The organism is Coraliomargarita algicola (assembly GCF_033878955.1).
Taxonomy (GTDB): Bacteria; Verrucomicrobiota; Verrucomicrobiia; order Opitutales; family Coraliomargaritaceae; genus Thalassobacterium; species Thalassobacterium algicola.
In genome coordinates this window covers 5,157,500-5,177,295 of sequence record NZ_CP138858.1, presented here as the reverse complement: position 1 = coordinate 5,177,295, position 19,796 = coordinate 5,157,500, and the positions used below count along the sequence as shown (strand labels likewise).

18 protein-coding genes are annotated in these 19,796 nt (G+C 51.6%); 4 read left to right on the top strand and 14 right to left on the bottom strand.

The genetic code is table 11. The features are described from left to right. Positions 1-6: 6 nt before the first annotated feature. The 9 genes from SH580_RS21175 to SH580_RS21135 form a co-directional block, all read right to left on the bottom strand. Positions 7-1,401, bottom strand: a complete 1,395-nt coding sequence (locus SH580_RS21175; protein ID WP_319832798.1) for a sulfatase — start codon at positions 1,399-1,401, stop codon at positions 7-9. Positions 1,402-1,434: 33 nt separating this feature from the next. Continuing rightward, positions 1,435-3,414: a glycoside hydrolase family 97 protein gene (locus SH580_RS21170; RefSeq protein ID WP_319832797.1), complete on the bottom strand. Its 1,980-nt coding sequence runs from the start codon at positions 3,412-3,414 to the stop codon at positions 1,435-1,437. Between the two features lie 282 nt (positions 3,415-3,696). Further along, positions 3,697-5,136, bottom strand: coding sequence for an IS66 family transposase (gene tnpC, locus SH580_RS21165; RefSeq protein WP_319832796.1), 1,440 nt, complete (start codon positions 5,134-5,136; stop codon positions 3,697-3,699). A gap of 114 nt (positions 5,137-5,250) precedes the next feature. Beyond that, positions 5,251-5,601: an IS66 family insertion sequence element accessory protein TnpB gene (gene tnpB, locus SH580_RS21160; protein ID WP_319832795.1), complete on the bottom strand. Its 351-nt coding sequence runs from the start codon at positions 5,599-5,601 to the stop codon at positions 5,251-5,253. Continuing rightward, on the bottom strand, positions 5,594-5,971 hold the full coding sequence (gene tnpA / locus SH580_RS21155) for an IS66 family insertion sequence element accessory protein TnpA (RefSeq protein ID WP_319832794.1): 378 nt from the start codon (positions 5,969-5,971) through the stop codon (positions 5,594-5,596). The genes tnpB and tnpA overlap by 8 nt, the downstream gene beginning before the upstream one ends. Positions 5,972-6,120: 149 nt before the next feature. Further along, positions 6,121-6,525 (bottom strand): hypothetical protein, encoded by a 405-nt coding sequence (locus tag SH580_RS21150; protein ID WP_319832793.1) that lies wholly within the window; start codon positions 6,523-6,525, stop codon positions 6,121-6,123. 93 nt (positions 6,526-6,618) lie between these two features. Beyond that, positions 6,619-7,263, bottom strand: coding sequence for a helix-turn-helix transcriptional regulator (locus tag SH580_RS21145; RefSeq protein ID WP_319832792.1), 645 nt, complete (start codon positions 7,261-7,263; stop codon positions 6,619-6,621). A gap of 759 nt (positions 7,264-8,022) precedes the next feature. Further along, a complete protein-coding gene (locus tag SH580_RS21140; RefSeq protein WP_319832791.1) occupies positions 8,023-9,192 on the bottom strand; it encodes a sensor histidine kinase in 1,170 nt (389 codons plus the stop codon). Positions 9,193-9,201: 9 nt separating this feature from the next. After that, positions 9,202-9,849: a phosphopantothenoylcysteine decarboxylase domain-containing protein gene (locus SH580_RS21135; protein ID WP_319832790.1), complete on the bottom strand. Its 648-nt coding sequence runs from the start codon at positions 9,847-9,849 to the stop codon at positions 9,202-9,204. Between the two features lie 25 nt (positions 9,850-9,874). Here SH580_RS21135 and SH580_RS21130 point away from each other — a divergent pair, with 25 nt between their 5' ends. Beyond that, on the top strand, positions 9,875-10,663 hold the full coding sequence (locus tag SH580_RS21130; protein WP_319832789.1) for a VC0807 family protein: 789 nt from the start codon (positions 9,875-9,877) through the stop codon (positions 10,661-10,663). 291 nt (positions 10,664-10,954) lie between these two features. On the opposite strand, the gene araD is transcribed toward SH580_RS21130, so the two are convergent. The 3 genes from araD to SH580_RS21115 form a co-directional block, all read right to left on the bottom strand. Further along, positions 10,955-11,653, bottom strand: a complete 699-nt coding sequence (araD, locus tag SH580_RS21125; RefSeq protein WP_308986264.1) for an L-ribulose-5-phosphate 4-epimerase AraD — start codon at positions 11,651-11,653, stop codon at positions 10,955-10,957. Between the two features lie 22 nt (positions 11,654-11,675). Further along, complete coding sequence (gene araA, locus SH580_RS21120; protein ID WP_308951847.1) at positions 11,676-13,166, bottom strand: L-arabinose isomerase; 1,491 nt, start codon at positions 13,164-13,166, stop codon at positions 11,676-11,678. Between the two features lie 88 nt (positions 13,167-13,254). Further along, positions 13,255-14,913: a ribulokinase gene (locus SH580_RS21115; protein ID WP_319832788.1), complete on the bottom strand. Its 1,659-nt coding sequence runs from the start codon at positions 14,911-14,913 to the stop codon at positions 13,255-13,257. Positions 14,914-14,994: 81 nt separating this feature from the next. Here SH580_RS21115 and SH580_RS21110 point away from each other — a divergent pair, with 81 nt between their 5' ends. After that, positions 14,995-16,044 (top strand): LacI family DNA-binding transcriptional regulator, encoded by a 1,050-nt coding sequence (locus tag SH580_RS21110; protein ID WP_319832787.1) that lies wholly within the window; start codon positions 14,995-14,997, stop codon positions 16,042-16,044. A 123-nt stretch (positions 16,045-16,167) separates the two neighbouring features. Here SH580_RS21110 and SH580_RS21105 read toward each other — a convergent pair whose 3' ends face one another. After that, positions 16,168-16,617: an REP-associated tyrosine transposase gene (locus tag SH580_RS21105; protein WP_319832786.1), complete on the bottom strand. Its 450-nt coding sequence runs from the start codon at positions 16,615-16,617 to the stop codon at positions 16,168-16,170. A gap of 182 nt (positions 16,618-16,799) precedes the next feature. Further along, the gene (gene acs / locus SH580_RS21100; protein ID WP_319832785.1) at positions 16,800-18,764 is read right to left on the bottom strand and encodes an acetate--CoA ligase; all 1,965 of its coding nucleotides are present in this window, start codon (positions 18,762-18,764) and stop codon (positions 16,800-16,802) included. A 195-nt stretch (positions 18,765-18,959) separates the two neighbouring features. Between acs and SH580_RS21095 the strand changes: the two genes are divergently transcribed. Both SH580_RS21095 and SH580_RS21090 read left to right on the top strand, forming a co-directional pair. Further along, entirely contained in the window at positions 18,960-19,124 is a 165-nt protein-coding gene (locus SH580_RS21095; RefSeq protein ID WP_319832784.1) for a hypothetical protein, read from the top strand. 62 nt (positions 19,125-19,186) lie between these two features. Beyond that, positions 19,187-19,789: a chromosome partitioning protein ParB gene (locus tag SH580_RS21090; RefSeq protein WP_319832783.1), complete on the top strand. Its 603-nt coding sequence runs from the start codon at positions 19,187-19,189 to the stop codon at positions 19,787-19,789. The last annotated feature ends 7 nt before the right edge of the window (positions 19,790-19,796 follow it).

Sequence of the window (19,796 nt, the reverse complement as noted above, 5' to 3'; positions counted from 1 at the left end):
ACTTGTTTAACGCTGCTTCGCTGGGATCATTGCAGTATCTGTGGAATAGTCAGGCTCAGCCGCCTTGACACTCGCTAGCCACGCTTCGTGCTCCTTCAACATACGATCAGCCATTTCAGGATGGCTGGAGATAACATTGGTTTGTTCCATCGGATCTTCCTTTAGGTTAAACAACACATCGGGCTGCACACCGTAGCCATTGTAGAACTTCCAATCGCGAGAAAGCACCACACCTCCCATACTGTATTTCACCCCGTTTCGGTTGTGCGGATAATGCCAGTAAAGCGATTCACGGTCGAGCTGGTCTGCCCCTTTGAATAGTGGCATTAAATCCATCCCCTCCAACTCTTTGATCTCGTCTGTGCTGCCACCTGACATGTGCACAAATGTCGGGAAAAAATCCATACTCGTGATTGGCTCTGCCGTGCTGGTTCCACCTCGAATCACTGCTGGCCATGTCACGACCATCGGCACCCGCAGGCCGCCTTCAAGCAGCGAACCCTTCTTTTCCGAAAGCCACTCAGTCGCCTTATCTCCACCGTTGTCAGAATAAAAAACAACTAAAGTGTTTTCACTCACCCCTGCCGCTTCGAGCGTATCGAGCACGCGACCAATGGCATTGTCCATACTTTCCAGCATGGCGCGATAATGATCGTTCCCGTTATTTTTGTATAAATCTTTGGGAGCCCTAAAAGGCTTGTGCACATTATACGGCCAGAGTGTAAGATGAAAGGGCTGATCTTTGTTCGCCTGAATAAATGCCACGGCCTCTTCGGCCAAACGATCTGTCAGGTATTGACCTTCTTCACGATTTTCAAGGGTGCCATTCTTGAACGGATCGAACCACGACTTGGGTTGACCATACGCACAGCCACCAAGGTTACTATCAAACCCGTAGTGCTCTGGGTGATACTGGCTGTCGACGATGCCATCTTTCGTCCTCATCGAGCCTTCGCCCGCCAAGTGCCACTTTCCAATAAAGGCCGTCGCATAACCGAGCTTCTTGAGCTCACGCGCATAGCTCGGCAATTCAAGCGGCAACTGATTAATCGATGGCGCATCCGAGGGGCCGCCTGGCACTGCAGAGTGTCGCCGTCCTGGCGCTCCAGGAATGTGTGTGGTCAAACCGATTTGAGCTGGTGACATGCCAGTGATACAAGCAGCACGCGTGGGCGAGCACACCGACGCGGCGGCGTAAGCACGGGTAAAGACCATGCCGGCATCCGCCATGCGCTCCAAATTCGGCGTATTAATTGTTGGATCACTGCCATCGAAATCCACCCAACCTGGCCCCAGGTCATCGACCATAATGAAAACGCTATTCGGCTTCTCCGCGCCATGCATGAACACTGGCGTGCAAGCAGCGAATGCAAAAACCAAAAGAGCGAAGTAATATATCATAATCTAAATCTGTTAATAAAAGGTGTTCACCGACTAAGACTTCGATGGACGAATCCATAGGCAATGCCCACCACCAGGTGCGATCTTCACATCAATGATATCGCCCTTTTTTAGCTGTTCTTTGCGAACCTGATAGAGTTCACGTTTCGTCGGAGTAGGCACAAATTTCACTCCCAGCTTCCTTGCCTCGGCGCGATTCTGCCCTCCGGCATATTGATAATGACTCTCATCGGTGTCTTCATATAGAGTCACATCGTAAGTCACTCCTGCCTCCAAGAAATCAAGTGCGAGTTCAAATGAACGCCCCGATTCATCTGCCACTGAGGCCACCATCCACTCATTCCCCGAACGACGTGCGATCGTGACGAACTTACCGATTTCAAGATTCAGAGCGCGCGTCTCATCCCAAGTCATCGGCAACTGTTTGATGAATTCAAATAAGTCCATCTTACGCTTATACGCATCCGGCATGTCTGGTAGTGTCAAAATGCCACTTGGGAAAATAAGACACTGCGCCGCCTGCGACACCACGGTGCTCGGAATTTGCTTATGCACCTTTGAGCGTGCGATCGAATCATCCATGTCAAACAGGCCGCAACTACGATCCACTGGTCCCGCGAGATTGTGCACCACGGGAAAGGTGCAGATCTCAGCAGGCGTAGCCGACGGGCGCTTCGCGGAATCTAGCATGCTGTTTACATACTCACGTGATATATAATGCGGATAGGTGCGACGCACTCCGGTCGGCTTATTCGGCTCATGTAAGTTATACATGATCTGATACTCTGCGCACTTTTCCAGCACCTTAATACTGAACTCGTTTTTTACCTGATTCCCACCACCTAAAAATCCGTGTTTAATACCAACAACGCCCCAGTCTTGATAAGTGGAAAGCGTCTTATCTAGATCAAAGTGCTTCAAAGCTTTATCATTGATATAGAGCCAAATGCCGACGCCTTTTTTCTTCGCGTGGGCACAAATTTGAAGCATATCAATCTCATGTTCGTAGGTCGTGGGATCTGACTCAACATCGCGCTCTGGCCCATACCACTCGGCATCGATGATTACGAACGGCAAACCATTCTCATGCGCGAAATCGATGTAACGGATATAACTCTCGGTATTGATTCCATAGACAAACCCATCATCTGCAACCCCGCCATGATTGCGCCAATCCCATAGACTCACCCCGGTTTTGATCCAACTAGTGTCTACAACTTTGCTCGGCTCATTAAGATTTAAAATCAAAGACGACTCGACTAATTCAGCCGCAGTTGAAGCGATGCTCACAGTGCGCCATGCAGACACTGCCCCAGTAGGCCGTTTCATACTCGAAACATAAGTAAGCGTGCGTTGATCGTCCCCGATCCGTAGCATTGCATCCGATGAATTCACAACAGCAGCCTCATGGAGCGATACATAACAATCGTCCGCAACTTCGATGGTAAACGGAGTGCGACAATTTCCCTGGATCGCGTCGAACTGACTCGGCCCAGAAATGCCCGTCGAAGAGGCAGCATACCATGCCACAGGATTTTCAGATTGAATCGAAACCGCGGAATACTCGTTGAGGAAGTCGACCGTTTTCAAGCTAGGCTGCTCTGGAAACACATAACGAAAGGCAACTCCGTCATCATACGCCCGAAGAATCACCTGCATCTTACGTTGTGGCGCAACTGCCTCTTCGAGGTTGATCGTCAACTCGTTGTAATGATTGCGGTATTCACTAAAGTCTCCCGAGACAGGCTTCCACGTTTCATCGAAACTTGTCGTCTCAGATCCAGTGACCACTAAATCACCAGCGAAGGCACCGCCACGTAGCTCGACCCCAAGGCGCGAGTCATTGATGATCGGCTTACCATCGAATATCACCGAATAGAATAACTTCCCATCCGTCGCCTTCGCGCGAAGCGTAATACTCCGATCTGGCGAAGAGATTCCCGAGGCTTGCGCAACAAAGTGCATGACTCCACTTGCAAGTAGTATTGAGACTATAATTTTTCTTAGTTTCATTTGATGATCGACCAATAGTATAAACGATTTCAACCGATCTGCATATCGCTGGAATGGGTGAATGATCGCACCAAATATATTTTTTTACTGCCCGCTGATTGCATTTCTGGGGAAACAAAGGCAAAGCCTTTAGGATTTGAATGATCAATCGGCCCAGAGAACTGCACCTGAACCTTGGACAGCAAAAAGGGGCGGAATATCAATTGCCGCGACATTTAGAAAGCACTCGATTAAAGCTTTTAAGTTATCGTCCGAACATTGACCTCGATCTTTTAGCTTGCGCTAGTTGCTCCAGTTCTGAGGTAGCAGCTGTTCTAAGATCGTCTCAGGAGGACGGCCATCGTGAGGGATCAATTTTGCCAATACGTCAGTGAGATAATCGTATGGGTTGATGTTGTGGATGGTACAGGTTTGTAGTAGAGAGTAAATGACGGCGCTTTTCTGTCCTGCGTCTGGATGTCCAATGAACATCCAGTTCTTAGCTCCAATTTTTGTAGGTCTGAACTTACTCTCTAGTAAATTTGTATCCAATCGTGTGTGACCATGCTTCAGGCATTCTAATAGTTCTGGCCATTGATTGGCGGTATAATTCAGGGCAACTCTGAAGTCATTTTTGGGGATGGTCATGTCGACTGCATAGCCATCGAGCTTGTTCTTGATCTCCTTCGCAATTGGGATCGATTCGGTCTGCCTGAGGAGCTTGCGTTTACTCGGGCTTACATCGCCTAGATCCCATTTCTCTTCGAGTTTGTAGAGTTTACTAATGAGTTTCATCATGCTCTTGGCATGTGCGGGTTCGTGCTCAAGTGCATCACGGAACCTTCGAAAGGTGTGCGCCCAACAGGCAGCCAAGGTGATATCAGGGTGCTGCTCAGCGTAGTTACCATAAGCGGCATAGCCATCACTTTGCAGGATACCTGAAAAATCGTCGACAAGTGTTTCGACGTTTTCATGACGCCGGTTATTAATCCATTTGAGCACGATCGATTGGCCGGGCGCATGGATCGCCCAGAAGTAGCCTTGGCCGACTCCCGGTTTATTACCGTTGATGTATCTGATGAAGGTCTCATCGATTTGAAGATAGCCGCTGGATTTTGCGCGCTTATCCATGAACTCATATAAGGGGCGCAACCATTCGGACATGCGCTGGACTGCATCACTTTGGCTCTGACGAGTCATCTCCAGGCCCATGCGTTCGAACTTTTTCTCAAGGCGGTAAAGGGTGCTGTGATCGAGATATTTGCTCAGCACGATGTAAATTGCCAGACTACTGGAGACGTAGCTGCTGCTAAAACGAATCGGCGCTTTCGCGATAATTGGAGCGCTCGTGCGATCCTCCTTGTTGCGATATTTTTTGCTGCGGATCAGGTGGCGACCTAATTTAGTAGGGATCACCAACACCTCTTCAGTGACGACTTCGCCGATCTCTTCCCACTGATCGGGCGATGCTTCTACTTCGCGCGGAATGCGCACGGTTTCGCGGATAACTGGCAGCCCCTTAAGCTTCTCCTCGATACCAATACGTTTCTTGCCTTTACGCTTTGTGCTACTGCTGGGGATTTTGGGAACTTCCTCGTCCTGATTCGCCTGGTCATCGCAGTCCTCATCAGAGTGGACGCACACAGATTCGGCATGCTCAATATGCAAATATTGCTGAGCCTCGTCATCCTGTTTCACTCGCTTTGCCTGTGCAATTTCCAAGGCACGGATCTTTAGCTGCAAGTTCGCGTTCTCGACCTTAAGATTCGAGACTTCTTTGGATAGACTGGCTTCAAGCTTTGTAATAACAAATATGAGATCATCTTAATTTAGTTATGTAAAGACTATATTTAAAATTTAACGACAAAACCATGCTCGAAAACTGCCATCCTTTAAATCAATCCCATTGAGTAACATACCCAGTGCTTTAGGTTTCATCTCGATCGATCCCTGATTCGCTTCGGTGCGCCCGGGCCACCAAAAGGTTCCTTTCTCCAAGCGCTTGGCCAAGACCCAGAAACCGGTGCCATCCCAATAAAGCAATTTTACGCGATCACGCCGGCGGTTCGCGAATAAAAATAGACTCCCGTCCATCGGATTTAGGTCAAGTTGGTGCTTGGCGATTGCATAGAGGCCATTGAAGGCCTTGCGCATATCGGTGGGATCCACGCACAAGTAAATCCTCAGCGAACTCGAAAAGTTAAACATCAAATATCTCCTCTTTGATGGATTTAACCAGAGCGACCAAGGATTGCTCACTCGGCGCTGCGATAATCGCGCATTCCAGAGAACCGGAGCGCAATGTAATGCTGATTGCCGAGCTGGAACTGCTCAGAGGCGAGCTGACACGCACTGGAACAAAAGTCGCATTTTCTGGCTGCAAGCTCGTCGGCTTCGATTTGCGCTGTGACTGACTGCGCCAGGCATACAGCGATTTATAATTGAGCGCGTGTTCACGCGCGTATGCACTTGCGGACAATCCGCTTTGCTTCCAATGCGCGACATGCTCGCGGCGTTCGGATTCGTTGAAGCGCCGATGGCGGCTCTGAAGTGTGATTGGGCTTGCTTGGTTTTCCATGCCCTAGAGATTAACCTAAAGTTAAGCTCTCGTATAGTGGGTCAATGTTCGGACGATAACTACCTTGGATCTCGGTGTTCAGTTTAAATGCAGGACGATCCTTCCCCACGTAAATTCTCGAGTAGAAAAAACGGCTAGTCTTCCTTAACTCAAGGCTCATTGACTACCTCCACTCCCTGTTTCAAATCAACATCAACCGGCTCACACACTACTTCAACTAGCTGTCTCACAGTGTCAGGAGTCAGTTTCCCGGCAAAGTTCCGCGTCTGCATCTGATTTAGAGGCGGACTGTTTACCATTTTCGAAAGACGTGTGCGCCCCGGCATACCTGGCAGGCGTGACAACTCAGTAACCGAATAAGGACGAGCCTCGATCCGCCATGGCAGAAAATCAGCGAAAGATTTCGTTGATTTCTCCTCCTCATTCTTCGACCACCTCTTCGCCCAAGCTCTAAAATCTCTGCAAAAAGATTCAGGAACACCTTTTAGATCACCTGCGATACCCGCGATCCGCTCGATCATGGCATCTGAAATCCTTTGGTGTTCGTTTTGCATACCGAACATAAAAATGTATTAGCAAGCACATTGCAAGCGTAAAATGTATTTACTACTACATTACTTTAAACTAGCCCAGAAATCTAACTATAATCAACCCTTGTCACTTCCCTTAAGATATGAACGCTTACTTGTATCAATTGCCCCTTTAAGCTCATCAAGACGGTGACTTAACATATCACTCGCATCAGTAAAACACCGCTCAGCAAACTCACGGTTTGAGATTGCGAGTAGCTTTTCGCCCATATCAGATTCCCGCGACATTTCAATAAATACGCCAAGCAACTTTTCAGCCAGCTTATCTGCTTGTATGAAGCGAGAATCAGGCTCTGCATCTTTTTGCTCTTCCTCTAGATCAAGTTCGCATGCGGCCACTGCCATGTCTGAAAGTATATCTGAATACTGCATCAAGAAACGCGAATAAACCCGCTTACGCTCGCAAACGAGCTTCCAATGCTCAAACCACTCACGAGTATATTCCTCAACACTTTGTAATCGTGTTTTGGTCAATTCCGGGGGTTGCTCCCCTCGACTAAACCGAACGCCGCACCCCAAGCCTCTGGCTAGCTTTTCAACCAATTGGTCGGAATACTGCTGACGCCCAGTTTCCACCGCACGTATCGTAATATGAGCAACACCTGAAAGCCGGGCTAGTTCCTTCTGAGTGATTCCAGCGATCTTCCGAATTTCCGCGAGATTCTTGACCCCTTCGTTTGGTTTGTCTGATTGTTTGCTCACGATGCTAAGAATTAAAAGACTTTGAACCAAGGACAAGTCATATTCTTCTTACCGCTGAAATGGCTAAAAAAGACGACTGGACGTGCATGCTAACAAGGCATAAGATCGACCTCAGGAGCAATGACATCCGAATCAATATCAAAGCAAGAATATCATCTAATAGTTGTATCCTCAAAACAAGTCTACGCGCACACGTATGAACGCCAGTGAACATTTATGAACACAGTCAGACATTTTGGCTACCAATAGCCAAACAAACCGCCAAACAATGGCTAAATTTTACGCAAATCATTGATTAACAACAAAGCCAAGTGAGCTCATAACCTGAAGGTCCTAGGTTCAAATCCTAGCCCTGCACCCATTTAAAACCCTCGGTCTCACGACCGAGGGTTTTCTGTTTAAACAATAAGAAGGGCTGCTCAGGCTGACAGAATACACGGACGACTGATGACTGATGACTGAGGATCGCAAAACTCAACATACCTAATGGGCATTTACCACGCCTGCCTGTGACTATCTGCCTGTAGCCGCAGAAAAAAAACTTTATCGACAAATCGACTTTAAGGAACCGCACGGAGCGCCGCACATGACGCAATGTCATTGCAGAGTAAGCGGAAAATAAGGTAAAGTTGTAGAATGCTGGCGATAACCAGTGCCTCAGCCGCCCCCGTTCAGTTCGTCACAAAACCTGCGGTCAGCTCGACTATCCCCGACGTGCTACGTCTTATTATACAATGGCATGAGCAGATGTCGGAGCCCCTACTCCAAGAGACGGGTTCGGCGCAGCTGGCGAGGAAATTGAAGTGTGATCGCCGTGCCTTTATCCTTGTGCGATTCAATATTTATGCAGCCTCCATGCTCACGCATAATACGCTCCACAATCATCATCCCCAGGCCATGCCCTTCTTTCTTAGTGGTATAATAGGCTTGAAACACCTTCGACAAATCCTCCTCGGAAATGCCGGAACCGGTATCTACAAACTGTAAGAAGACATGGTCTGCATCACGACGCGCCAAGACACGCAAGCTGCCCCCCGGTTGCATCGCTTCCATCGCGTTTTTAATCAAATTGAAAAAGACCTGTTTGATCTGTCCCCGATCGCCTAATATCGAAGGCAAATCATCGCTCACTTCTACTTTCACGGATAGCTGCCGATTGCTTAGCTCGACTTCTTGCACACACAGCACCTCTTCCACCAATTCTAACAGGTCCAATTCGTTCAACTCAGGCTTTTGTGGACGTACCGCCTCTAAGAAATGAGTAATAATACCGTCCAGGCGTTGCACCTCTCCCTGACACACCTGCAGCGACTCCGCTAATTTAGCCGCATCTTTTTGCTCTGTCAGTTTCTTTAATTTGCGCTCAATCAACTGTAGATGAATCGTCAATGAATTAAGCGGATTCCCCAGTTCATGAGCCACCCCCGCCGCCAAGCGAACGATCGACGAAGTGCGCTCGCTTTCGATTCGCTCCTCCATGGAAACACGTTCCTCCGTAATGTCGGATAATACAATTACATAGCCCCCGGAATCATCATGCCCGACCTGCGCATCGATCGGCACCATATAAAGGCGCACCACACGATGCTCCGGATAGCTCAGCTCAATCTCACGCGAAAGCACCGGAGCCGACTTTTTCTGCCCCCCGACGGTCTCACTATGAATCGATTTGGCCAGATCCGGCACCATCTTCCATAGTCGGGTCACCCCAACGTCGTTCTCCTTTAAACCAATCAACAGCAAAGCCGCATTGTTAGCGTATTGCACCACTCCATCCGAATCAATCACCAGAATCCCATCATGGATGGTATTAAAGACAGTCTCCTGCATCTTACGCTCACGCGCCAGTCGCTGCACGAGGATACCAAGATTCACCGAATCCAGATCTTCGATTCGTCCTAAGATTTTTTCAAGTCCGGTGGTTTTCATAATTGTGTCTTAAGCACTTGGCGTCACCAACTGAATCAGTTCCTTGGCGATGGCAGCTTTCGTGCTTGGGCCTAGCTTTACGGAACTTCCGTCCGCAGCGATCAACAGCACCTCATTCGTATCCGCAGCAAAGCCAACGCCTGGCTGGCCGACTTCGTTGGCCACAATAAAATCAAGATTCTTCGACAAGAGTTTCTCTTTCGCATAAGTCACCACATCGTTCGTCTCAGCCGCAAAGCCAACTACAGTTTGATGGACTTTGCGATCGGTCATTGTCTTTAAAATATCGGTGGTGCGCTCCAGCTCGATGTTCATCGAGGCCATATCTTTTTTTTCCTTTTTCGCATGCTGGACGACCGGACGAAAATCACTGACCGCGGCCGTCATAATCAACACATCACAGGCATCGAAGAGCGCATCGACTTGATGAAACATTTCTTCCGCGGTCACCACCGGGTAAAGAATCGCCCCATCCGGCTCCTCCAAGGCCACAGGCCCGGCGACCAGGTCGACGTTCCATCCCGCTTCCAGAGCGGCCTCGGCGAGGGCAAAGCCCATCTTTCCAGTCGATGGATTGCTAATAAAGCGCACCGGATCGATAAATTCACGGGTGGGACCCGCAGTAATAAGACAACGAATAGAGCTTGCGTTCGACATAAGCCTTAAAACTCTAGGCGAACTCATGCCAGAATCGCAACCCAGCAACTCACCTATTTCAAAAAATCCGCAACCCACGGATAAACAGCCCGTCAAAAAGGAGAATACCTTTCTGAACCTGGGCTTTAATTTGATCCTTCCCATCCTGCTACTCAACAAGGGTAAAAAATGGCTGGGCCCCTATTTAGAACCATATTTTGAGAACGTAGCCGTCGGCATCTTACTGATCGCCATCGCCTTTCCCATCGCTTATTTCATCTACGACTACGTCAAGCGCTCGAAATACAATATCTTTTCCATTCTAGGACTGGTCAGCGTGTTACTCACCGGAGGCATCGGCATTCTCGAAATCCCGACCGAATGGTTTGCCGTCAAAGAAGCCGCCATACCGCTATTACTAGGTCTGGCAGTGCTTATTTCGCTCAAGACCCCCTACCCGCTGATTCGCACACTGCTCTACAACCCAGAAATGATCGACGTGGACAAAGTGCATGAGGCGCTGGTGGAGCACCAGTCGGAGAGCGCCTTCGAAAAGCTACTAGTGCGCTGCACTTGGCTGCTTGCAGCCTCTTTTCTACTCAGCGGAGTGCTCAACTATTTCCTCGCCCGCTGGATCGTCGTCAGCCCCAGCGGCACCGATGCCTTTAATTCTGAAGTCAGTAAAATGATGGCCTGGAGCTGGCCCGTCATCGCGGTACCCAGTATGGTGATCATGATGGTCGCGCTGATGCAACTACTCAAAGGCATCAAAGCCATGACCGGCCTCGAACTGGAAGACGTGCTGCGCGGTGCGCAAGCGAAAGAAGAGAAATAACAGGTAGGGACGCCTCGCCGAGGCGTCCGTTCGTCGACCTGGCCGCAAACGACGGTGAACATTACAGACGCTCACTGCCCCTCGAACCGACGGCTCTCTCGGCGAGAGAGCCCTACCTCAACGATCGACCTCATTGATCGAACGCATCCGCCGACTTCTGACCGGAATACGCTCCAGCTACGTATTTGCGGAAGAAATGCTTCTCACCCTAATTCCACAGCAATCGAAACGAGTTCCTCGTTCCGCTACACTTACGTTGCGGACGCGGGAACCGCTTTCGACCTCGTCCACCTACTTTTGTCCGTAATACGCTCCAGCTCCGTGCTTGCGGAAGAAATGCTTCTCACGCAAATAGTTCGGCGCGGGACAGACAGTTGGATTGAGACTTAAACTATGCAAAGCCATGTCGGCCACGATCTCTAAGGCTTGCGCGGTCTCGACGGCTTTGGCGCCACTCACGCCCCAAGCGAAAGGACCATGATTGCGCACCAACACGGCTGCAATCTCCATGGGGTTGAGCTCTGCAAAACGCTCAACAATCACATTTCCGGTTTCCCACTCGTATGCTCCCTGTACCTCGGCTGCGGTCATGTCACGAGTCACGGGCACGGGACCGTTGAAGTAGTCGCAATGCGTCGTGCCGAGGCATGGAATCTCTATCGCCGCCTGCGCAAAGGCCACTGCTTTACGCGAGTGCGTGTGCACGATGCTGCGCACGCCATGCTCGGCAAATGCGAGAAACAAACAGCGATGGGTCGGTGTGTCGGAGGAAAAGCGTAGCTCGCCTGCGACGGTCTGACCTTCGAGATCGACGATCACCATGTCTTCTGGCTTGAGCGCGGCATAATCCACCCCGCTCGGCTTGATCGCAAATACCCCGGCTGCGGCATCGAGCACGCTTACATTACCAAAGGTGAGGTCGACCAAACCGGTGCGCGGCAAGGCGATATTGGCCTCACAGCATTCTTCACGGATGTCCTTATAATTCATAACTTATCTTCAGTTGCGCGTTTTAAAGTCCGCGGATTCCGTGATACATTTCGCCGAGGCGCAGCTCTTGTTTGAAGGCACGCATTTCGGTTTTTTCATCGATGAACACACATTCCACGCCCGCCATCTCGGAGAGCATCTCAATTTGATCGGCACTGACATCGAAGCTAAACGCGGTATGGTGCGCCCCGCCCGCTTGAATCCATGCTTCGGCTGCGGTCTGCAAGTCGGGCTTGGCATCCCAAAGCACACGCGCGACGGGCAGCTTGGGCATATCTTGCTCGATAGCCACGCTCTCGACTTCGTTGACAAGAAAACGGAAGCGATTGCCGAGATCCACCAGGGATGCGTTGATGGCCTGTCCTTCGGCGCCGTTAAACACTAGGCGCACAGGGTCAGCCTTGCCACCGATGCCCAGCTCGTGAATTTCACAACGCGGCTTGGACGCCGCAATACTGGGGCAAATCTCTAACATATGCGAACCAAGGCAACGCGCACCTGCGGGATCGAAATGATAGGTGTAGTCCTCCATAAAGGAAGTGCCCCCGCTCTTGCCCTGGCTCATGACCTTGAGCACACGCACCAGCGCCGCATGCTTCCAGTCCCCCTCGGCACCGAAGCCGTAGCCTTCGGCCATCAAGCGCTGTGTTGGCAGGCCGGGCAGTTGCTCCATGCCATGCAGGTCTTCGAAAGTGTTCGTATAGGCGCCATAACCGCCCTCCTCTAAGAAGCGACGCAGGCCAATCTCGATGCGCGCGGCCTCGCGCAGGGAATCGTGACGTGCGGCGCCCTTTGCAAGCTCGGGCGCGAGCTCATATTCTTCGGCATACACTTCACACAAAGCATCGATTTGTGCATCGCTGGCCTCGTTGATCACAGCGACCAGATCTCCCACGCCATGGGTATTGACGGACATGCCAAAGACGCGTTCGGCTTCCACCTTATCACCGTCGGTGACCGATACGAAACGCATGTTATCGCCAAAGCGCACCACCTTGAGATGTTGCATTTCATGCCAGCCCAAAGCGACGGCACTCCAGTCGGCCAACTGTGTGCGAACTGCAGGATCCTCCCAATGCCCGACCACGACTTTACGTTGGATACGCATACGAGTCAAAATATGCCCATACTCGCGACCACCATGCGCGGACTGATTCAAGTTCATAAAGTCCATATCAATCGTATCCCAGGGGATGTCGCGATTGAACTGTGTGTGTAGATGGCAGATCGGTTTAGTTAAATTGGACAAGCCATTGATCCACATCTTCGCCGGCGAGAAAGTGTGCATCCAGGTAATGAGTCCGATGCAATTCGTATCCCCACTCGCAGCCGTGCACGCGGCACGAATCTCGTCCGGCGTGGTCACGATCGGCTTGAATACAATTTCAACCGGGATGCTCGCATCCGCATTCAGCGCACGTGCAATCGTCTCTGCATTCGCAGCGACTTGTTTTAAAGTTTCGGGGCCATAGAGATGTTGGCTACCAGTAATGAACCAGATTTGTTGTGTCATATTTTTGTTTAAAGTTAAATTTTAAAGGGAGTTGTAGGGGCTTCACTTGTGAAGACCGCAGTGGCTAGGCCACGACTCAGTGGTCTGATTAAATGCTTTCCTTAATATTGAGCAGTTGCTTCATCACCTGCCCCAGGTCGGCATTGCTGTTGACGCCACCGAAGGCGTCATGAATTTCCTGATACAATTTAAAGAGTTGATTGTAGGTGGCATGCGCCGCTGGATCAGGGCGATAGACGATGTCCTTAAGTGAGGTCATCGCGGCCTGCGCGCTGCTAAAGTCAGGGTGTGCCCCCGCCAGCACGGCGGCTCCGACAGCGGAACCCAAGGCGCAGGCTTGTGAGGAGCCGGACACGCGCATTTCACGTCCGGTCACGTCTGCATAGATCTGCATCAGCATCGCGTTCTTCTCGGCGATGCCCCCGGCACAAACAACGCGCTCGATCGGCACGCCATAGGCCTCGATGCGTTCAATGATCATGCGCGCCCCGAAGGCGGTGGCTTCAATCAAGGCGCGGTAAATCTCAGCCTGTGTGGTGTGCAAGGTTTGGCCCAGAATGAGTCCGGTCAATCGTTGGTCCACCAGCACGGTGCGGTTTCCATTATTCCAATCCAAAGCTAAGAGGCCACTCTGCCCGGGACGCTGACTAGCCACGGCTTCGGTCAAGTCGCGGTGCATGGACTCGTCGTTTTGACAGGCGGTTTCCACCCACCATTTAAAGAGATCACCACAAGCGCTTTGACCGGCTTCGATGCCGTAGAATCCCGGCAAGATCGCACCTTTCACGATGCCACAAATCCCGGGAATGTCGGCTACGGTATTTTCTGCCGACACGACGCCACAATCACAGGTGGACGTGCCAATCACTTTGACTAAGGTGCCCTCAGTCACGCAACAGCCGATCGCGCCGAAGTGCACATCGAACTCACCGACTGCGATCTCGATGCCTGCTTGCAAGCCTAAGGCCTCTGCCCACTCGGCACAGAGCTTGCCAGCTGAGTGGGAAATATCAACCGCCTGCGTGTAAAGACGGTCACGCAAATCGGCGAGCTTGGGGTCGAGCAAACTCAAAAATTCTTTGTCCGGCAAACCGCCCCAGTCTTCCGCGTAGAGTGCCTTATGCCCCGCCGCGCAGATCCCACGCACCACTTGCTTGGGGTCTTTAACACCGGCCAGCACAGAGGGCACATAATCGCAGAGTTCCACCCAACTGTAAGCGGCCTCGAAGACCTCGGGAGCCACGTTTAAGCAATGCCAGATCTTACTCCACCACCACTCGGAGGAATAAATATTTCCGCACTTCGCGATGTATTGCGGACGATGCGCCGCCGCCAGTTCGGTAATACGCTTCGCCTCGGCATGACTGGTATGGTCCTTCCATAACCAGCACTGCGCAGCGAGGTGATCCTTCCACGCCGCGTCCAATGCCAGCGGTGTATTGCTGGCATCCACAGGTATGGGACTGGAGCCCGTGCTATCCACGCCAATGCCAATCACATCTTTGGCGTCGAAATCGTCGCGCTGATTCGCCTGAGCCAAGGCGATGCGCACCGACTCTTCTAGCCCATACAAATAATCAGCCGGACTTTGCCGCGCGACATGCGCGTCCTTGGCATCCAATAAAATGCCCTGCTGCCCACTGGGATAATTCACTACCCCAGCGGCAAGTTCCTCGCCAGTCTGGCAATTGACAATAAGTGCACGCACCGAATTGGTGCCATAATCGATTCCGAGGGTATAAGACATGCTGTAAAACTACAGGCTCGCCGCACAGAAGGAAGCCGCCCAATACTTGACAGTAATGTAAGCAGACACATAGCTAGTGTGATGAAGCGCGTCACCATGTCCACCATCGGCGAAAAAGCCGGAGTTTCCAAAAACACCGTATCGCTGGCATTGCGCAACGATCCTCAAATCCCGGAGGCCACACGCCAGCGCATCAAGCAGATCGCCGACGAACTCGGCTACCAGCGCAACCCCACCGTAGCGCACTTAATGGCCGAATTGCGTTCCGGCAGCAACACTGGGCTCAAAGCCTCTCTGGCGCTGCTCAATGCGAACCAGGACAAACAGGCCTTCAGCCGACATCCAACCATCCCCACCTACGTAGAAGGCTGCCAACGACGCGCGAAACTCATGGGCTATAGCTTGGATAACTTCTGGCTACACGACCCCGACCTAGACGGACGGCGACTAAACCAGATCCTGAAAGCACGCGGCATTCGTGGCGTAGTAATCGTCGGCCTGATGCACAGCAATCGTTTGCCAGAAGCTTTTAACGAAATCTGGGAAAACTACCCTTGCGTAGTCACGGGTGTGCGCACGCGCAAACCCGCGCTCTCCTTCGCATGCACGGACCATCACATCATCGCATTACGCGCTTTCGAAAATGCCCTGGCCCGCGGTTACCAACGTCCAGGCCTAGTCTTAGATCAAAAAATCGATCAACTGGTCGAAGGTCGTTTTACAGCAGGCTACCAGATCGGTCAAACTGCCCTGCCTCCCCAACAGCGACTCATACCATTCAATCGAGTGGTCGAGGCCAAAGAAAACCTCTCGCTATTCCAAGAATGGTTCACAGGGGAAAAACCTGACGTAATCTTCACCCTTTACAATCAAGTGTATGACTGGATGGAAGCACTCGGCTACTCTATACCAGAGCAAGTCGGACTAATTCAATTAGAGCACCGCGCAGCCGCGCCCCAATGGGCTGGCATGAATCAGCACAACGATGTCTGCGGCGAGGCCGCCATCGACATGGTCATCAGTATGATTCACAGCGGCGAAAGCGGCGTGCCCCCCTACCCAAGAGCCACCTTGATCAGCGGCTCTTGGGTCGACGGGAAAACGGTGCGATCATTAGTAATCAACAGGTAGGGACGCCTCGCCGAGGCGTCCGTTTGTCGATTCAGCCACAAACGAAGACGAAAATTACAGACACACAAAACGCCCTCGACTAACGGCTCTCTCGGCGAGAGAGCCCTACCTGAACAGACCGCTCTACGCGAAATCGTCCGAATTCCAACAGTAAGGCCAATCACATGGCTGCTTACACAGCCCCTTTCGGACTGGATTCAGACGAATATAATGCTCCTTTTCTTCAAGTGAATGAAGATCACGAATACGATGATCAAAAAAATCACGCTGCCAACCAACTCCCAACTTACGCGCCGTAAAACACTTCCAATTAGCCATCGAAGCACTCATCGACACCTCACGAGAAAAGGAAATCAGTAAATGAAGATGATCCGGCATCAACACACATAGTCGAACCCACCACTCTCGTTTCTGATGTCGAAGCTGAATACTACCTTTTAACTCAACAGCCACATCTTCCCGACAAAGTTGATTCGTCTCACGCTTCGCACAATTAACTGTCACAAAATAGATCGCCCCCTCCGTCACCCAAGAAGGCACACCATGTGGCAATTGCTTACGCTCTGGTAACATACAAAAAATGACAACAAAAGCCTGCCCAAAATGCAATTAAAAGAGTCCGATGAGTAGGCACGCCAGGTAGGGACGCCTCGCCGAGGCGTCCGTTCGCCGATCCAGCCGCAAACGAAGACGAACATCGCAGACGCACACAGCCTCTAACCCGCCAACGGCTCTTTCGGCGAAAGAGCCCTACCTCAGCCTTTCAAATATTGCTGCTGTAAATCCTGGACCACTGTCGGATCGGCCAGTGTCGTCACATTACCGAGCTCTTTGCCTTCGGCGATGTCACGCAAGATGCGGCGCATAATTTTACCAGAACGTGTTTTGGGCAGATCCGAGGAAAACAAGATACGCTCAGGGCGGGCAAATTTTCCGATGCTCTTATCGATCATCGTGACCAGCTCCTTGCGCAACTGATCATCTTGCTCACGCCCATCGATCACGGTCACAAAGGCGACCAGCCCCTGCCCCTTGATCTCGTGTGGCACACCGACCACCGCAGATTCAGCCACATCCTTGTGCTCGACAAATACGCTCTCCAACTCGGCAGTGCCGATACGGTGACCGGATACATTCACGACATCGTCCACGCGGCCAAGAATCCAGATGTAGCCATCCTCATCACGACGGGCACCATCGCCGGGGAAATAGTACTTCCCGCCCCACTTACACCAATAGGTGTCTTTAAAACGCTGCGGATCGCCATAGATACCGCGCAACATGCCCGGCCATGGTTTCTTAATTGCGAGAATGCCCGCTTCCACCGCCTCACCATCGTCGGTCAAAATTGCAGGCTCGATCCCGAAAAACGGCAGAGTCGCACAGCCTGGCTTGGTCGCCGTCGCGCCCGGCATCGGCGTCAACATGTGGCCGCCGGTTTCGGTTTGCCACCAGGTATCCACAATCGGGCAACGTTCCGCCCCGATCATCTTATGATACCACATCCACGCCTCAGGGTTGATTGGCTCTCCCACGGTGCCAAGCAGGCGCAAAGACGACAGATCTTTACGAGTTACCCAGTCGTCGCCCCACTTCATAAAGGCACGAATCGCAGTCGGTGCCGTGTAGAAAATCGATACTTTATACTTCTCAATAATGTCCCAGAAGCGCCCTTCATCCGGATGGTTGGGCGCGCCCTCATACATCACTTGTGTCACACCGTTTTGCATGATGCCATACACGATATAAGTGTGTCCGGTGATCCAGCCCACATCAGCGGTGCACCAATACACATCATCCTGTTTGAGGTCGAAGACATACTTCGAGGTGAGGTAACTATACACTTGGTAGCCCGCAGTGGTGTGCATGATGCCCTTAGGCTTACCAGTGGTACCACTAGTGTAGAGCAAGAAGAGGAGATCCTCCGCCTCCATCTCTTCGGCCGGGCAATCGTCGTCCACATTTGCCACTAAATCATGATACCAGCTGTCGCGACCTTCCTGCATCTTGCAGTCGACCGGGTGTGCATCGCCACGCTTCACCACGACCACATCTTTCACGCACTCACAGCTCGCAATGCCTTCGTCCACGATCTGCTTCAACTCTAACATCTTGCCACGGCGGTAGCCTCCATCGGCAGTGATCACCATGCAGGTCTCACTATCGAGCACACGGTCACGAATCGAGTCCGCAGAGAAGCCCGCAAAAATCACCGAATGCACCGCACCGATACGCGCACAAGCCAGCACCGCAATGGCCAACTCCGGAATCATCGGCAGATAAATTGCGATACGATCGCCCTTTTTCACACCACGCGCCTTCATCGCATTGGCGAAACGGCAGACTTCGAGGTGCATCTGCTTGTAACTAATGTCACGCGCATCGCCCGGTTCGCCCTCCCAGTGGATCGCGATCTTGTCACCACGCCCCGCTTCAATGTGACGGTCTAGGCAGTTGTAAGAAAGATTAGTGCGACTGCCATCAAACCATTTAAAAAACGGCGCTTCGGATGCGTCCAACACGCTGTCCCACTTTTTAAACCAATGCAGTTCTTCAGCCGCTTCGGCCCAAAAACCCTCAGGATCTTGAATACTCTTTTCGTAGAGCGCTTTATAGGCTGCCTCACCGCTAATATGTGCGGACTTAACAAACTCAGAGGCAGGGGGAAACTTACGGTGCTCATGTGAGACCGATTCCATAGAGGAATTATCAGTTGTCATGGTAGTGGGTAGAATTCTGTTCAGGGTCTAATCAGGCACAAAAGCATACCTGATATCAGTGATGAAAGGCAAAGCCGCACGGAAATAAGGTCAATGACATTTACGAAAAAACACACGTTCACGGTCTATTTTTCTAGAATTTAAAATCTCCAGTTGTCTTCCAGCAATCCCTTGATCAAAAAAGCGCGCTCAACTATGCAAACCAAAGATCTACGACTCGACAAAATCGACATTTACGGCGGCACTCAAGCACGTGTTGCCACCAACGACGAAGCCATCTCCAGCTACGCTGAAGCGATGCTGGAAGGCGCTCAATTCCCCCCATCGTCACCTACTACGACGGCACCAAGTATTGGCTAGCCGACGGCTTTCACCGCTTTCTTGCAGCGCAACGCAACGAATACGAAGAAATTGCAGCCGAAGTGCATGAAGGCTCCCGTACGGATGCCCTGCGCCATGCACTCGGTGCCAATGTCACCAACGGCATCTACCGCTCCAACGCCGACAAGCGTAACGCAGCGGAGATTGCACTCGAAGAATGGCCGGAAATGTCCAACGCTCTGATCGCCTCCATGTGTAAAGTTTCCCCCGATCTCGTCCGTCGCTGCCGGATGGAGATGGAAAAGGAAAACCGTATCGAGAGTCAAAGCCATGTCACTGGCAAAGATGGCAAACAATACCCGGCCGGTATCGAACGTGAACCACGCGGCGGCAGTCAGAAAGTTGAAAACGACGGCTCGCCCAGCGAAGGCTCAGGCGGCGGCGGGGGCGGCGGTGCCAAAGGTAAAGGCGAAGAACGTGGCACCGGCGGTGCCAGTATGGAGATCGAAGCCGACGCCCGTAAGATGATTCGCGAAGGCGAAATCAAGCACTCCGAACTCGACAAACTAAAGAGCGCGACAGCCATCGACTACGCTGAAACCGCACTCAATTTGCTCAACCGCATGAAGCCCGATGATCCACGCCGCCCCGACGCCGTGCGTCGTATCGAACGCTGGTTGGCCAAAGAAAAAGGCACTGCATAGAGCTCCT

Excerpts from the sequence above, each read along its gene's own strand:
- SH580_RS21135 (WP_319832790.1), bottom strand. The coding sequence starts at position 9,849 with ATGTCGAACGCAAGCTCTATTCGTTGTCTTATTACTGCGGGTCCCACC.
- araA (WP_308951847.1), bottom strand. The coding sequence starts at position 13,166 with ATGACACAACAAATCTGGTTCATTACTGGTAGCCAACATCTCTATGGC.
- SH580_RS21175 (WP_319832798.1), bottom strand. The coding sequence starts at position 1,401 with ATGATATATTACTTCGCTCTTTTGGTTTTTGCATTCGCTGCTTGCACG.
- SH580_RS21150 (WP_319832793.1), bottom strand. The coding sequence starts at position 6,525 with ATGCAAAACGAACACCAAAGGATTTCAGATGCCATGATCGAGCGGATC.
- tnpA (WP_319832794.1), bottom strand. The coding sequence starts at position 5,971 with ATGGAAAACCAAGCAAGCCCAATCACACTTCAGAGCCGCCATCGGCGC.
- araD (WP_308986264.1), bottom strand. The coding sequence starts at position 11,653 with ATGAATTATAAGGACATCCGTGAAGAATGCTGTGAGGCCAATATCGCC.
- SH580_RS21170 (WP_319832797.1), bottom strand. The coding sequence starts at position 3,414 with ATGAAACTAAGAAAAATTATAGTCTCAATACTACTTGCAAGTGGAGTC.
- SH580_RS21095 (WP_319832784.1), top strand. The coding sequence starts at position 18,960 with ATGCAAACCAAAGATCTACGACTCGACAAAATCGACATTTACGGCGGC.
- SH580_RS21130 (WP_319832789.1), top strand. The coding sequence starts at position 9,875 with ATGCCAGAATCGCAACCCAGCAACTCACCTATTTCAAAAAATCCGCAA.
- acs (WP_319832785.1), bottom strand. The coding sequence starts at position 18,764 with ATGACAACTGATAATTCCTCTATGGAATCGGTCTCACATGAGCACCGT.
- SH580_RS21110 (WP_319832787.1), top strand. The coding sequence starts at position 14,995 with ATGAAGCGCGTCACCATGTCCACCATCGGCGAAAAAGCCGGAGTTTCC.
- SH580_RS21140 (WP_319832791.1), bottom strand. The coding sequence starts at position 9,192 with ATGAAAACCACCGGACTTGAAAAAATCTTAGGACGAATCGAAGATCTG.
- SH580_RS21115 (WP_319832788.1), bottom strand. The coding sequence starts at position 14,913 with ATGTCTTATACCCTCGGAATCGATTATGGCACCAATTCGGTGCGTGCA.
- tnpB (WP_319832795.1), bottom strand. The coding sequence starts at position 5,601 with ATGTTTAACTTTTCGAGTTCGCTGAGGATTTACTTGTGCGTGGATCCC.
- SH580_RS21105 (WP_319832786.1), bottom strand. The coding sequence starts at position 16,617 with ATGTTACCAGAGCGTAAGCAATTGCCACATGGTGTGCCTTCTTGGGTG.